12 protein-coding genes and 1 pseudogene are annotated in these 14,246 nt (G+C 62.3%); 7 read left to right on the top strand and 6 right to left on the bottom strand.

The annotated features are described in order from the left end of the window. Positions 1-5: 5 nt before the first annotated feature. Both ABMD26_RS08545 and ABMD26_RS08540 read left to right on the top strand, forming a co-directional pair. Complete coding sequence (locus ABMD26_RS08545; protein WP_354309058.1) at positions 6-2,891, top strand: ATP-binding protein; 2,886 nt, start codon at positions 6-8, stop codon at positions 2,889-2,891. 28 nt (positions 2,892-2,919) lie between these two features. Further along, positions 2,920-3,567 carry a response regulator gene (locus tag ABMD26_RS08540; RefSeq protein ID WP_090356094.1) on the top strand — a complete coding sequence of 216 codons (648 nt, stop codon included), beginning with the start codon at positions 2,920-2,922 and terminating at the stop codon, positions 3,565-3,567. Positions 3,568-3,571: 4 nt separating this feature from the next. On the opposite strand, the gene ABMD26_RS08535 is transcribed toward ABMD26_RS08540, so the two are convergent. From ABMD26_RS08535 to ABMD26_RS08510, 6 genes are all read right to left on the bottom strand, one after another. Further along, a complete protein-coding gene (locus ABMD26_RS08535; RefSeq protein ID WP_049858611.1) occupies positions 3,572-4,069 on the bottom strand; it encodes a fimbrial protein in 498 nt (165 codons plus the stop codon). Beyond that, the gene (locus ABMD26_RS08530) at positions 4,066-4,551 is read right to left on the bottom strand and encodes a fimbrial protein (RefSeq protein WP_192069091.1); all 486 of its coding nucleotides are present in this window, start codon (positions 4,549-4,551) and stop codon (positions 4,066-4,068) included. The genes ABMD26_RS08535 and ABMD26_RS08530 overlap by 4 nt, the downstream gene beginning before the upstream one ends. Before the next feature lie 10 nt (positions 4,552-4,561). Then, positions 4,562-5,461, bottom strand: a complete 900-nt coding sequence (locus tag ABMD26_RS08525) for a fimbrial protein (RefSeq protein WP_354309055.1) — start codon at positions 5,459-5,461, stop codon at positions 4,562-4,564. Next, entirely contained in the window at positions 5,454-8,036 is a 2,583-nt protein-coding gene (locus ABMD26_RS08520; RefSeq protein ID WP_354309053.1) for a fimbria/pilus outer membrane usher protein, read from the bottom strand. Before ABMD26_RS08520 ends, ABMD26_RS08525 begins: the two co-directional genes overlap by 8 nt. Positions 8,037-8,060: 24 nt before the next feature. Next, positions 8,061-8,759: a fimbrial biogenesis chaperone gene (locus ABMD26_RS08515; RefSeq protein WP_354309051.1), complete on the bottom strand. Its 699-nt coding sequence runs from the start codon at positions 8,757-8,759 to the stop codon at positions 8,061-8,063. A 64-nt stretch (positions 8,760-8,823) separates the two neighbouring features. Beyond that, complete coding sequence (locus ABMD26_RS08510) at positions 8,824-9,396, bottom strand: fimbrial protein (RefSeq protein ID WP_354309049.1); 573 nt, start codon at positions 9,394-9,396, stop codon at positions 8,824-8,826. 219 nt (positions 9,397-9,615) lie between these two features. On the opposite strand from ABMD26_RS08510, the pseudogene ABMD26_RS08505 reads away from it, so the two are divergent. The 5 genes and pseudogenes from ABMD26_RS08505 to ABMD26_RS08485 all read left to right on the top strand — a co-directional run bounded on the left by ABMD26_RS08505 (position 9,616) and on the right by ABMD26_RS08485 (position 14,104). Next, positions 9,616-10,831 (top strand): annotated as a pseudogene (locus tag ABMD26_RS08505) (aldose 1-epimerase family protein). Between the two features lie 200 nt (positions 10,832-11,031). Continuing rightward, positions 11,032-11,613 (top strand): NADPH:quinone oxidoreductase MdaB, encoded by a 582-nt coding sequence (mdaB, locus tag ABMD26_RS08500; protein WP_134723097.1) that lies wholly within the window; start codon positions 11,032-11,034, stop codon positions 11,611-11,613. A 68-nt stretch (positions 11,614-11,681) separates the two neighbouring features. Then, positions 11,682-12,578 (top strand): LysR substrate-binding domain-containing protein, encoded by an 897-nt coding sequence (locus ABMD26_RS08495; RefSeq protein ID WP_354309046.1) that lies wholly within the window; start codon positions 11,682-11,684, stop codon positions 12,576-12,578. A gap of 106 nt (positions 12,579-12,684) precedes the next feature. Continuing rightward, positions 12,685-13,761: a hypothetical protein gene (locus ABMD26_RS08490; RefSeq protein ID WP_354309044.1), complete on the top strand. Its 1,077-nt coding sequence runs from the start codon at positions 12,685-12,687 to the stop codon at positions 13,759-13,761. A 7-nt stretch (positions 13,762-13,768) separates the two neighbouring features. Then, entirely contained in the window at positions 13,769-14,104 is a 336-nt protein-coding gene (locus ABMD26_RS08485; protein WP_354309042.1) for a hypothetical protein, read from the top strand. Positions 14,105-14,246: the final 142 nt, after the last annotated feature.

Raw genomic sequence — 14,246 nt, 5'->3', positions numbered from 1 at the left:
TGATCATGAAGCATGCAAGCTTGCGTCTCGGGGCGCTGGCGCTCAGTTCGCAGCGCCTGAACAAAGGCCTGCTGCTGTTGGCGGGGCTGACGCTGCTGCTCACCAGCACCAGCTATTGGGCCGTCAGCCGCCTGGTCGAGGCGGAACAGGACAAGGTGGAGTTTCATTTCGCGCGGGTGATCGAGAACATCCACGAGCATGAGACGTTCCTGCGCAACGTGGCCAGCGCCTACGATCGCACCAACCACAGCCTGTTGGCCGACGTCCAACCGGCCAGCACGACGGCGCTGGGCAGCGATGGTCATCGCGAGCTGTTTCAGGGGCGCGCATTGCCACTGTCATTGCCTTTCACCTTGGCCTATGACAGTCGGCTGACCAGCTTGGAAACCCGCGGTGCGCTCTCCCTGGGTACTCAGCTGACCGATTACTACAGCACCTATTGGGCTGGCTCCTATTACGCCTCGCCGCAGATGTTCGTATTCGCCCCCAACGCTCAGTTCGACATTGCCGTGCCAGGCACTGATGGCACGCGGCAGCGTCTGCCGTTGCGCCAAACCCAGTATCTGGAGATAGCCGGGCGCCTGCGTGAGCAATTGCAGCCACAGCGGCCGTTGCTCAGCGGCACGGGGGTGCGCTGGCTACGGGCGCCATCGGGCCTGTACAGCACTGCCAAGACGTTGGTCGCGAGCATCGGCGTCGACCTGCCTGCCAGCATGATGCCCTCACGGCAGGAACAGGGCCTGACCACCGTAGTGGCGCTGCTGGACATGGGGCAGATCAACGAGATCGAACGACTGCTGCGACGGCCGGTGTACAACCAGTTCACCCTGATCTCGCCCCAGGGCGAGGTATTGCTCGGCAGCCTGGACGATGACAGTCAGGCGCCGATGGGCTTGAGCTTCAGCGGCAAGGGCTTGCGGTTCAAGATGAGCACTGAAAACGGCGCGCGCTGGACCGCGCTGTACGCCATCAGCTATCAGGATTTTCTGCGTTACGCCAAGTGGCCGCTGGTTGGCCTTGGCTTGACGGTATTGCTGGCCTTGCTGGTGGGGTGGTGGATCAATCGCTGGTATCGCCTGCAGATCGTGCAGCCGGCGCAGCGTGCTCAACAGCGTCTGTTCGAGGGTGAGGCGTTCAACCGGGTGATGATGGACAACGCCCCGGTCGGCTTGAGTGTCGTGCGCCGCGAAGACCACGAAGTGTTGCTCGAGAACCAGCGTGCACGGGAGTGGCAGGGCACCGCCGAACTGATCAAGTCGCTGAACCTCGGTGACGTCCCTGCCGCCCCCGATGAGGTCTGGCTGGAGGTGGCCGGACGACACTTGCAGGCGTGCTTCGTGGCGACCCGCTATCAGGGCGAGGATGTGCTGCTGTGCGGTTTCAACGACATCACCCAACATGTCGATACGGCGCAGACCATGGAGGAGGCCCGGCGCACGGCGGACCAGGCCAGTGAGGCGAAGACGTTGTTCCTGGCCACCATGAGCCACGAGATTCGCACACCGCTATATGGCGTGCTGGGCAATCTGGAACTGCTCGGCCTGACCGATCTCAACCATCGTCAGCGTCAGTATCTGGAAGTGATTCAAGGCTCGTCGGCGGTGCTGTTTCAGCTGATTAGCGATGTGTTGGATGTGTCCAAGATCGAGTCCGGTCAGATCGCGCTCGAGGCGATTACCTTCTGTCCGCAGGATCTGGTGCAGGAGGCGGTCCGCGGTTTCACGGCGGCCGCTCAGCACAAGGGTCTGCCGATTCAAACCGAGATCGAGCCACAGGTGCCTGCGCGCCTGCGCGGTGATCCGGGGCGCATTCGGCAAATCCTCAACAACCTGTTGAGCAATGCCATCAAGTTCACCGAATCGGGCCGGGTACTGGTACGTCTGGCCGTGGTGGAAATGGGCGAGGCGCGCGTGGCGTTGCAGTGGCAGGTGTCCGATACCGGCGCGGGTATCCCGGAAAAGGCTCTGGAGCAGCTGTTCAAACCCTTTTACCAGGTGTCCGAGCGTGACCAGAGCACGGGTGCCGGGCTTGGGCTGTCGATCTGCGCCCGCTTGAGCGAGTTGATGGGCGGCAGCATGCGCGTGGTCAGCGAGCCTGGCCTGGGCAGCAGTTTTTCGCTGTTGCTGGAACTGCCCGTTGTCGCCCTGCAAGCGCCGCCGGTGGCCTCGCAGCCCCAGCAGGGTAGCCGCTTGCCAGGCAAGCCTTTGCAGATTCTGGTAGCCGAAGACAACCCGATCAATCAGGCGATATTGCAAGAGCAGTTGCAGGCGCTGGGGGCCCAGGCGACGGTGACGGAAAATGGCGAGCGGGCCTTGCAGGCGTGGGCCGCGCAAGCGTTCGACCTGGTCATTACCGACGTCAACATGCCACGCATGAATGGTTACGAGCTGACCCGCGAGCTGCGTCGCATCGGCGCTACGGTGCCGATCATCGGGGTCACCGCCAACGCCATGCGCGAAGAAGGTGAGCGTTGCCTGCAAGTGGGCATGAATGCCTGGGTCGTCAAACCGTTGAGTCTGTCGATGCTGCGCGCGACGGTGCTGGCCCACTGCAGCGAAGCGCAGGGCGGCGGGCTGGCGGTGGATCTCGAAGGTTGGATCGACCTGTCACCGGCGATGCGCCAACTGATGGAACGTACGCTGCATGAGGATATCGAGCAGATCGAACAGGGTCTGCGTTCGGGTGACGGCACCCTCGTGCAACAGCGTCTGCACAGCCTCAACGGCGGCCTGGCCACGGTACGGGCCACGGCGCTATCCATGGCTTGTGGTCAATGGGAGGCCGCTTTGGGGCAAGGCCCTCTGGACGCGCGCGCCAGTGCCGGTATCAAGGTGTTGCTGGAACGCTTGCGCGTAGTGGCGATGGCTCTGCGAGAGGAGCCGCGCGCATGATCATTGGACAACGCACGGAAGGTAGCTTATGCAACAACTGAAAGTCGTCATTGCCGACGACCACCCCATTGTCCTGGTGGGGGTGCGTGAGATGGTCATGCGCGATCAACGCTTTGCCGTGGTGGCCGAGGCCGTCAGCCCCAGCCAGTTGGTGGAGCAACTACAGACCCATCGGCCGGACGTGCTAATCACCGACTACAACATGCCCGGCGATGCCGTGTATGGCGATGGATTGAAACTGATCCAGTACGTGCTGCGCCACTTCCCCGACACTCAGGTGCTGGTGCTCACCATGGTTTCCAACAGCCTGATCCTGTCGCGTCTGGACGAGCTCGGGGTGGCGGGCGTGATCCAGAAAAACCACCTTCACGAAGAGATTCAGAAGGCCTTGAGCGCCCTGAGCGATCGACGCAGCTACCGCAGCCCACAGGCCCCCGCCAGTTCGGTGGTCGGCAGTACTCAGCAGGTCGATGAGCGGTTTGCCAGTCTGTCACCCAAGGAACTGGAAGTGCTGCGCCTGTTCGTGACGGGGTTGAGCGTCAGCGATATCGCTCGCCACCTGAGCCGCAGCATCAAGACCGTCAGTGCGCAGAAGGTGGCCGCCATGCGCAAGCTGGAAGTGGACAGCGATCAAGCGCTGTTGACGTACTGCATACGGGCCGAGCAGTTCGAGTAGGCGGCTACAGGTAGGTCATTTCGAGCATCAGCAAGGCGCTGTAGCTGCCCGCCTCGGGCAGTGCTTCCAGCATGACCGGGGTGACTCGCAATACCAGCTCCAGGGTCTTCCCGGACACGGTGAAGGCATTGCTCTGGCCCAGGCCGAAATCGATCTCCGTCCCCGCCACCTGCGGCCGCAGCAGGCTCAGGCGCAAGCCCAGCTGTGCCAGGCTGGTGGCCAGGGTGCGGCGATCGCTGGTGCTGGCCGCCGACAGCTTGAGGTCGACGCGGCTGGCGTCACGGCAATCGAAGACCAAGGGCACATCGACGCTGCCGACCTTGGCGTCGTGCAGTTGATTGAGCGATACCACTCCCAGATCCACTTGCTGAACACCAGCGAAGCGGGCGCTGCAGGGCGGGGAGATCAGTTGGCCGGTCACTTCGATACGGGCGCTATCGCCTGCGGCCAGCGCACCGGATGAGCAAAGCCAGGCGAGCAGGGCAAGATGACGAATGGTCATAGGTACTCGATGTTCATCACTAAGGTGGAGGTAAAACTGCCGGGCGTGAGCTCGCCACGCTGCACCAGTCGTGCGCTCAGGCTCAGGTCCACCGTTCCGCTTTGTCCGGTCAGAGCGCGTTTGACGTTGGCCAGGTTGGCGGCCGTATTGTTACTGGTCCAGGTCAGCGAGACACCCAGATTGTTGGCGGTCGTTCGTGCCACGGTGTCTGTGAAGGTGTTGTTGCTGGAACTCAGGCCAACGCTCAGCGACGAGCCCGCCGGGCAGGTCAGTGTTACCGGCACCGCTATCGGTGCGGCGCTGGCGACCTGGTCGGTACGCACGTCACCGAAGTCGACCGTCAGGGTCGAACTGCTGGCCAGCACGCAAGGCGGGCGGGTCAGTGTTCCCCGAACGCTGATGTTGACGGTATCGCTGGCCGCCAGTGCGGCGGTGTCGATCATCGACGCCAGAAGAAGGGTCAGCAGGGCAGAACGTTTCATGGCCAATGCCTCAGCGGTAATCGATGGTCAGGGTGTATTGCGCCTGAAAGCTGCCGGCCGGTGATGCGCCCGCGGCCAGACGTGGGCTGAAGCCGAGGTTCAGGCTGTTGTCGCCCGCTCGCAGGTTGATACTGCGGGCGCTGTTGAGCGAGACGGCGGTGTTGCTGTCGGTCCAGCGCGCAGCCATGTTCAGTCCGGACAGCGAGGTCGTCGACAGGCCGTTGGCGGCGTCCATGGTCTGCTGGTTGGAGGCCAGGGTGACGTTGGCCTGCAAGGCCGTGGCGCAGTTGAGCGAGACGGTGGTGTTCTGGCTGACGTTCTGCAGGCTGTCGTTGCGCAGGGTGCCGAAGTTCAGGTTGACGGTGCCCGGCGAGGTCAGGCTGCAGGACGGGGCCGTGACGGTGTAGCGGATCAGCAGCGAGTTGATGTAGTCGCCGTAGTTGTGCCAGCCACCGATGGAGGTGTCGGTGAGTTGTACCACCAGCCAGTGCTGACCGGTGGTGGCGGCTGTGATGCCTACCAGTGCGACGGAATAGGGGACCACACGGCCGACTCTCAGAGGCTGACAGCTTATGGGTATGCAGACGGTGCCGGGCGTGCCGACCGGTACTTCTGGCAATTGCGCACCTGTGCCGAGGTAGAACGCCATGACACTGGGTGGTGTGCCTATTGGCTTGCTCTGCACGAACTGCAGTGATGCCCCCACCGGATACCAACGGGTGATGGTGCAGCTCCCTTCCATCACCAGGGTGAATCGCGTATTGGGGGCTACATTGCCCAACTCGCCGGACGAGTTGCTGTTGTTGCATGTCATGTTGTTTTCGATCAAGGCCTGAGCCGGCGCACTCAGCAGACACAGCAGTGCGCTGAGCATGCCCAGGACGGCCTTTTTCAAACAGGCTTCATACATTGGGTGCACCTTGGCTTGGCTGTTGGGCGGTCGCGGGCCGGTCGCACTGGGACTGGATCTGGGCGATGCCGGTGGTGGGTTGATCGGCCAGGTCCAGTGCCACCGCGCACCAGGATTGACCATTGACGCTGACCTGCAGTCGCGCCTTGTCCGGCACACCGCTGAGGAAGATCCGTCCGTTGTCGGCCACCATCGCGGCGTTCAGAGGAACGCCCTGCACGTCCAGCAACTGTGCACTGGCGGCGAAAGGAGCCGGGTTGCCGAACTGATCGCTCAGCTTGAGCAGTACCCGGCGGCCGCGCTGGGTGTGAAAATCCACCAGCGCAAAGGCGCCGCGGGTCGGTGCGACCTCCTGCACCAGCTGCGTTATATCGATGTCTTCGGGCAGGCTTTCGGTGTCCAGCGAAATGCGATTGCTCCGGTAGGGCAGGGCCGATGGCACCACCGTGTAGCCGTCGGCGTTGGTGTACACGCCGGTCTTGTTGAGCACGCTGACATTGGCAGCCCCGGGAGTGGCAACGATGATGTTGGTCTCGCCCAGCGGCTGGCTGAAGATCAGGCTATTGCGATGAGCAAGCACCGCGCCTTCAATGCCGTAGTCCAGCTGCTGATCATTGCCGTAGCGGTTGTAGGCGCCGTGCACCACTGCGCGGGAGCCGTCATAGCGCGCCGCGATCGATGAGCCCAGGACGTCGCTCTGGTCACTGGTTTGTTGCGAAACGCCCACGTTGTAGCTCAGTGCTCCCTCCGGCAACGCGTTGCCGCTCAGGGTTGCGGTACGTGATGCCTGGCCCGTCGAGCTCTGGCTGGTGTTGAAGGTGGCGCGCTGCCCCGACGGTCCGCCCAGCGGCAAGCTGATGCTCAGCGACACGCTGCGGCTGTCCACTTCATTGCCCCGATTCAAGCCCAGGCCCAGGGAGTAGGAAACATTGTGCGCTGTGAAGTTATAGCCCACCTGGAGCGAGGTGTCGGCCTTGCTGTAGTTCCAGTAGGCCGATTTCGACAGGTTCGCGTACAGCCCGCCATAATTGCCCAGTTGTTGGGAAATGTTGGCGGTGAAGTTGCTTTTGACATGGCCGTTGCGATAGCTGGACAGCGCCTGCACGTTCTCTCGGCTGTTGAGTGCTTCGCTGAACGAGTAGTAGCCGCTGGTGGAATAGCGATAGCCGATCAGGCTGAAGTTGGTGTCGGTGGCGGCCAGTGACTTGGAGTAGCGAAAGCGGTAGGACTGCCCGCTTGCACTGGCTTTGCCTGCGCCCACGCCAGTGCTACGGGCGTGGGTCACATCCAGAGATACAGCGCCCAGGCCGGAAAAGTCGTGCGCCAGACCCAGCAGGCCGGCGTTGTATTCGGCGCTGGTCAAGGTCCCGCCGAACACCGTGGTGCCGCCGCTCAAACCCCGGCGCAGGGTGGCCTGGGCGAAAGCCGGTGCGGCGTGCTGTTGGCTGTCTTCGCTGGGACGATAGTGGCCTGCGTAGAACGAGTAGCTCTGCTGACCTTCGCGCAGCATGTACGGCACAGAGGAGAACGACTGGGTGTACACCTGTCGCTGCCCATCAGGCCCTTCTACCGTGATTTCCAGGTCGCCATTGCTGGAGGTGGGGTAGAGATCGGTCAGGGCGAAAGGGCCCGAAGGCACCCAGCGTTCGTCGATCACATAGCCGCGCTGGCGGATGGTGATCCGCGAGCGGCCGTTGGCGATGCCACGCACCACAGGCGCGAACTCCCGAGCCTGATCGGGAAGCATGTCCAGGTCGGAGGCCACCCCCACGCCGCGATAAGGCAGGGCGTCGAACAGGTCGCCTTCGGTGTTGGCCTCGCCCACGGTGGCGATCGCCATCAGGTTGCCCAGATCCCGCTGCGCGTAGGTTTCCAGATTCTGCCAGCGGCCCGGATTGCCGGTGCCCTTGCGCCAGGTCGAATGGTTGCGTAACCGCCACGGGCCGCTGTTGATGCCGCTGCGCAGGGTGCCGAACTGGTTCTGACGGGCCTTTCCATCGTACTGCGAGGCGCTGCCCGAGAAACTGTAGTTGGCGAACGCGACTTGCTCGCCTTCGCTCCATTGCTTGCGCCGCAGCGCAAACGGAATGCTGCCCAGATACGCCTGGGGAATCTGGATGTCGAGGTGTTGGCGATTGAAGTCGTAGTCGTAGCTCACGCCACTGAGCGGGCCGCTCAAGTCCATGCAGCCGGTTTCCACCTCGGTGGCACCTTGCAGCACGTCGGAGGAGACGCCATTGCTCAATAGAAATTCGCTGTCTACGCAGGGATACAAGCCGGTGACCGAGCGGGCTGGGGTTTGTGGGTCACGGATGAAACGCAGGTCGCTCTGGCCTGCCTGTTTCTGATTGATGCTCACGTTGACGTGGTAGATCCCGGGTAACTGCCCTTCGCTCAATGCGCTGACTTGTTCTTGCACCGCAGTCGATGTGCGACCGCCACCAATTTCCAGAAACGAGGAATCGAACCGGTAGCCGGCCTGGGCATCGGCGAGATGCAAGGCCAGGGCTGCAAAAAAAGGGCAGCCGATGACCTTCACCGCGCGTGAGCGCATGAAAAGGTGCGAACGGAGCATGGGGCATCCTGAAGTCAGGGAGGGTCAGTTGACCTGGGCAGTGGGTGCGACGAGGGTGCTGCCGTATTCGTCGATGTAGCTCAGGATGATGCGGTCGCCAGGCTTGGCTGCGACGTCGAGCTGGCGCTGTTCTGCGGGGCGGATGACATCGGGGATGTCCGCGGTGGCGACGTCGTTGACCTTCAACTCGCTGACCACCAGGTTGAATCCGGAGGGGTTGCGCACCTGCAGTTTGCCGTTGTTCGAGTGCCAGGCCACGTTGGCGGTTGCTTCCTTGAGCGTGCCCTTGAGGCCTGCGGGCCGGTAGAACAGCTTGATGGAGGTTTTCAGGGCGATCTGCAGCACGTTCTGCGCGGTTTGTTCCTGAGTCATGGCCGGAATCGCTTTGACGTTCATCAGGAACAGGCTTTCCTGGTCCTGCGGAAGCGACTGCGAACCGGTGTAGAGAATGCGCAGCACGTTTTCGCTGTTGCCATCCAGGCGAAACAGCGGTGGGGTGACGAGGAAGCCTTCGACGCTGTTTTCCGTCTGGGTGCCGTAGGCGCTTACCCAGGACTGCACCAGATAGGGCGCGTCTTCACCACGGTTGCTGACGCTGAGATTGGCCTCCTTGGCGGCACTGTCATAGATCACGCGGGTAGCGCCTACCGATACGGCGGCGCTCGCCTGACCTGCCAGCAGCACAGGCAACAGGGTCAGAAGAGAAAGGAATCTGGAACGCATGGACATACCTTCATGCTCGGCAAGGCCAGCCGGGATGCGGCCCGGGCCGGCCTTGGCCAGTGAGTTACTTGTAGATGACGTCGAAGCTGGCCAGCGCATACACCTGACCGGTGCCAATGCCCGATGCCGTGACTTCGCCCTGTTCGTTCTTGGTGTCGACCGCGGTCCGCACATACTCGGCGCTGAAGTCGAAGGTGTTCGACTGCGGGCGCAGTGCGTAATCGGAGGTTGGCGTGTTCAGGGCGACCTGGTTACCGGTGCGCTGGTCGTTGATGCGAATCGCCACACCCCTGACCTGGTTTTCGCCGGTCAGGCCCAGCAAGGTGGAGTCGACGGCGTCCTGCTGGCCGCTGAAGCGGATGGCCACGTTCTTGCGGGTGGTGGTGCTGCAATTGTCCAGGCTGATGGAAAAGGTGTTGCCTCCGGCCGCATCACCGACCGCCGGGCCGAAATCGGCGATACGGACCTGGCCCAGCTCGACCGACCTGTTCACGCTATTGGTATTGATGGTGCAGGCGTTATCGGTGACCGCGCCGGTGAACTCGATCTGACCGTCGGCGGCCTGCACGTTGGCAGCGGCCAGCAACAGGCACGAAGCGCCACAGGCGAGCGTGTATTTCCCTAGGTTCTTCAGCATTTGCATTGCCCTTGTAGTGGGGAGTGAGTGGAAGCCTGCACAGGTCTTGAATGCCTGATCAGCAGACGCAGCCATGGTGCCGCGCTGGGCGCCGCAACCCCATCAGACGAATCTTAAAGCGTCCTCCAGACCCATTTTCAAATCCCCCCAAGACGACTAGACTCGAAAGCTGAAACGTTTCACTCTGCTGCCTCATAACTCCAATAAAGGGCCACCCCCATGAAACTGCTACCCCTCGCCTGTGCCATCTCCGCGTTCACCCTCAGCGCCCATGCCCTGGCCTGGGATTTCGTGCTGCTGGACAGCGACAAGCCTGCGCAGAACCAGCGCATCACCAGCGAACAGTTGGGCGCCAAAGTCGACAAGCCGTTTTCCATCACCATGCGAACCCTGCACGGCGGCCGTCAGGAAGGTGTGAGCCTGATCGATATCGATAACGGCACCATGAAGCTGACGCTGGTGCCTACGCGCGGCATGAACGTGCTCCATGCCCAGGTCGGCGATGCGCGAATGGGCTGGGATTCGCCGGTGAAGGAGGTGGTCAATCCGGCCTTCATCGAGCTCAACGGCCGAGGTGGTCTGGGTTGGCTGGAAGGCTTCAACGAGCTGGTCACCCGTTGCGGTTACGAGTGGGTCGGTCACCCCGGCATGGACAATGGCGAGTTGCTGACCTTGCATGGTCGCGCTGCGAACATTCCGGCCAGCAAGGTCACGGTGCACATCGACGAAGCGCCGCCCTATGCGATTCACGTGCGTGGCGAGCTGAAGGAGCAGGCCTTCAAGAAGGTCGACTTCAGCGTACAGACCGAGCTGGTGACCGAACCCGGCGCGGCCCGTTTCGTGCTCAACGACACCCTGACCAACAACGGCGACTACCCCAAGGAATACCAGGCGCTGTATCACAGCAACTTCAGCACGCCGTTCCTGGAGGCGGGCGCGCGGTTCGCCGCAGCGGTCAAACAGGTGTCGCCGTTCAACGACAAGGCCAAGGGCGACCTGGGCGATTGGCAGACCTATCGCGCGCCGACCAAGGACTATGACGAAACCGTCTACAACGTGGTGCCCTACGGCGATGCCAAGGGCGACACGCTGACCGTGCTGCACAACAAGGCCGGTAGCCTGGGCGTGGCAGTGGGGTTCAATGTCCAGCAGTTGCCGGTGTTCTCGTTGTGGAAGAACACCGATACCCAAGGTCAGGGGTACGTGACGGGGCTGGAGCCGGGTACCAGTTTTTCCTATAACCGCCGTTACCAGCGTCCTTTGAACCTGGTCCCGACCATCGAGCCCAAGCAGCAGAAGCAGTTCAGCATCAGCTACAGCCTGCTGGCGGACAAGCCTGCCGTGGACAAGGCGCTGAAGAACCATCGACACGATTCGCGACGGTCGCCAGACCGAAGTGCGGCAGACACCGTTGGTGGACCTGAGCAAGGAGTAGGAAGCGCTGTGGTCATGAGCTGAAATCCGCGCGGACATACCGACAGGCGGATTTCGGCTCGCCAAGGAAATCGCACGAATGAGCTTTCATTCGTGCCTGCCAGGCAACATACATTTGCGTATCGCTGCCTTACTCCCCGCAACCAAGGCCTCTAGACTGCGCCCATCGATATTTCTCGCACAGTCAACGAGGCCCTCTTCATGAAAAAGATTCTCCTGCTCAACGGCGGCAAGCAGTTCGCCCACTCCGACGGTCGCTACAACCAGACCCTGCATGACGCCGCCGTCGCCTACCTGGACCGCGCCGGCTTCGACGTGAAGCAGACCTTCATCGACGGCGGCTACGACCTCGCCGAAGAAGTGCAGAAATACCAATGGGCCGATGTGATCATCTATCAGATGCCGGGCTGGTGGATGGGCGCGCCGTGGACCGTGAAAAAGTACATCGACGAAGTGTTCACCGAAGGCCATGGCAGCCTCTACGCCAACGACGGCCGCACGCGTTCCGATGCTTCGCAGAAATATGGCAGCGGCGGTTTGCTCAAGGGCAAGCAGTACATGATCTCGGCCACCTGGAACGCGCCGCAGCAGGCGTTCGACGATCCTGCCGATTTCTTCGAGGGCAAAGGGGTGGACGCGGTGTACTTCCCGTTCCACAAGGCCAACGAGTTTCTCGACATGACCGCCTTGCCGACCTTCCTCAGCGTCGATGTGATGAAGAGACCCGACATCGACAACGACGTCGCGCGCTATGAAGCGCACCTGGCCAAGGTGCTGGGCTGACGGTACGCTCGTCCGGGTAGCGATTGGTGTATGTTGCGCACGTCCCGGTACACCCGATGAGGCCTGCCTTGAAATCCCGATCCGATGAGCTGCAAGTCTTCGTCGCCGTCATCCAGAGCGGCTCCATATCCGCGGCCGCCGAGCAGTTCGGGCAGACCCCATCGGCGGTCAGCCGCACGCTGTCCAAGCTTGAAGCCAAGCTGGACACGACCCTGATCAACCGCACCACACGGCGCATGGACCTGACCGAGGAGGGGCGGTTTTTCTTCGAGCAGGCCAAGGACATCCTGGCGCGCATGGATGAGCTTGAAGAGCGCTTGTCGCTGCGTCAGCAGACGCCGGCCGGGCGCTTGCGCATCAATGCCGCGTCACCGTTCATGCTGCACGCGATCGTCCCGTACGTGGCCGAATTTCGCGAGCGCTATCCGGACATTCAACTGGAGCTCAACAGTGACGATCTGATCATCGATCTGATCGAGCACAGCACCGACGTCGCCATTCGCATCGGCGTGCTGGCCGACTCGACCTTGCACGCACGCTCCCTGGGTTGCACGCCGTTGAATATCCTCGCCAGCCCGGCCTACCTCGAACGCCATGGCGTTCCCGAGACTATCGCTGCCTTGAGCCAGCATGTGCTGCTGGGCTTCACCCAGACCGAAACCCTCAATCACTGGCCGTTGCGCCATGCCGAGGGCGATCGGTTGCAGATCCAGCCGCGGATTGCGGCGTCCAGTGGCGAAACGTTGCGTCAGTTGGCGCTGGAGGGGCAGGGGATTGTCTGCCTGTCGCATTTCATGACCCACGAAGACATTCGTCAGGGGCGTTTGCAGGTGGTGCTGGCCGAGACCAACAGCGGCTATCGACAGCCGATTCATGCGGTGTACTACCGCAATTCGCAGTTGGCGTTGCGGATTCAGTGCTTCCTGGACTTCATTCAGGACAAGCTGGCCATTTACGCCTGCTGAATCTATGCCTGCTGAATCTATGCCTGATGAGGAGGGCGCAGATGGATTGCACCGCTTTCGATCCGCCGCTTACCATGACGCCTGATCGCCACTGCCAGGACTCATCATGAAGCGCATCGCATTGCTCGCCGCCCTCATCACGCTGGCCAGTTGCTCCAGCAAGGGGCCCGACGACGGCAGCCTGGGCAACGAACAGGCCAAGGACATGTTCAAGGAGGCGATGTCGCAGCCGCCCGTGCCGCAGAGCGTGATGCGCAACGGTGACCGCCTGAGCTTCATGCTGTTGCAGCCCAAGAGCGAGACATCCCCGTTCGGCTTTCTGTTGCAGGTCGATGCGGCCTGCTCCAGCCCCAGCGCCAGCCTGATCTATCTGGATGGCGTGAAGCGTATCTATTTCGCCAGCCCCGATGGCAAGTACGCACCGGCGCGCCCGATTCCTGCCGTCCAGGTCGAGGTGCTCAACGCCAGCCCCGCCTTCCAGCGTGCCTGCGCCACGACGCCCCAGCCGGATTGGCGGGTGCTCAAGGGCAAGGGTGACGAGCAGTATGTGCTGATCGACCGCAACAGCCTGTCCACCGTCGACGGCCAGTTGCAGTTCTGGGCCGGCTACGATTCGCCGAGCATCGGTCACGACCTGCCGTACAACGCGCCCTATGCGCAGAAGCGCGAACGCTATGCGCTGGACTGCGGCAAACAGACCTTCAGCCTGCTGGCCGGGTATGACCTGGACGAACACAACACCGTGACCGATGGCGGGGTGTTCTTCGAGCCCAAGACCTACTCGGTGAAGGGCAGCGATCCTGACTATCGATTGTTGTTCGATGCGGCCTGCGGCAAGCCCGAGGGCCTGGCCGCGTTGCCGGCGTTCAAACCGCGGACCAAGGCACCGTTGGTGCTGACCACGCCCAGGGTGCAGGCGCCGGCGTTGTCGGCGGTCAAACAGTTGAATCTGCCGGCACCGGCAAAACAGTTGAAGCGGACAGTGGAAACCGGCACCGCTCATCTCAAGGGGCAGAGTGCGCCGTTCACCGAGGAGAAGTCGTTCAGCCAGGACAAGGCATCGGGCCTGCTGGCCGTGCGAACCAAGGGCAGCAACTTCGAGGGGCAGGCGGTGAGCTTTCGCGGGCTGGTCGCGTTGGCCCAGCAGACCGTGTACAGCGGCGAGGCGCCGATGGTGGAGTAACATCGGCTTGAACGCCATTGCGTTCAGCGGCGACTGGAAGAACATGCCGGTGGGCGCTCAGTTGGGCTATGTCACCGACGGCAAGATGAGCAACAGCGTGGTGGGCGAGTACGGCAAGCCGCGCCAGGCGTTCGACTGCAGGGTCGAACAGCAGGTGCCCGCCGCGCAGGTCAACGCCCGTCTGAGCGGGCAGGCGAAGAAGCTGCGGTGTGCGCATCTGGAGGACAGTTTCAAGCGGGTGGAGACGTTGTATTACCTGGAGGATTACGGGTACTTCTTCCGCGCCGGGGTGGACCCCAATGACTTCTTTCATGAAGAGCGGGTGTTGAAGGAAGTGGAGTGAGCGGTTGGGATCGCGTTGCTGCCGGACGCGGCTTGCGCCGCTGCTACAGGGATGGGGTTGCTGCTGGACGCGGCTTGCGCCGCTGCTACAGGGATGGGGTTGCTGCTGGACGCGGCTTGCGCCGCTGCTACAGGGATCGTGT

The sequence above is a fragment of the Pseudomonas sp. PvP001 genome, from assembly GCF_040546375.1.
Lineage (GTDB): Bacteria > Pseudomonadota > Gammaproteobacteria > Pseudomonadales > Pseudomonadaceae > Aquipseudomonas > Aquipseudomonas coleopterorum.
The sequence above is the reverse complement of the archived record's forward strand: the minus strand, read 5'-3'. Positions and strand labels throughout refer to the sequence as shown.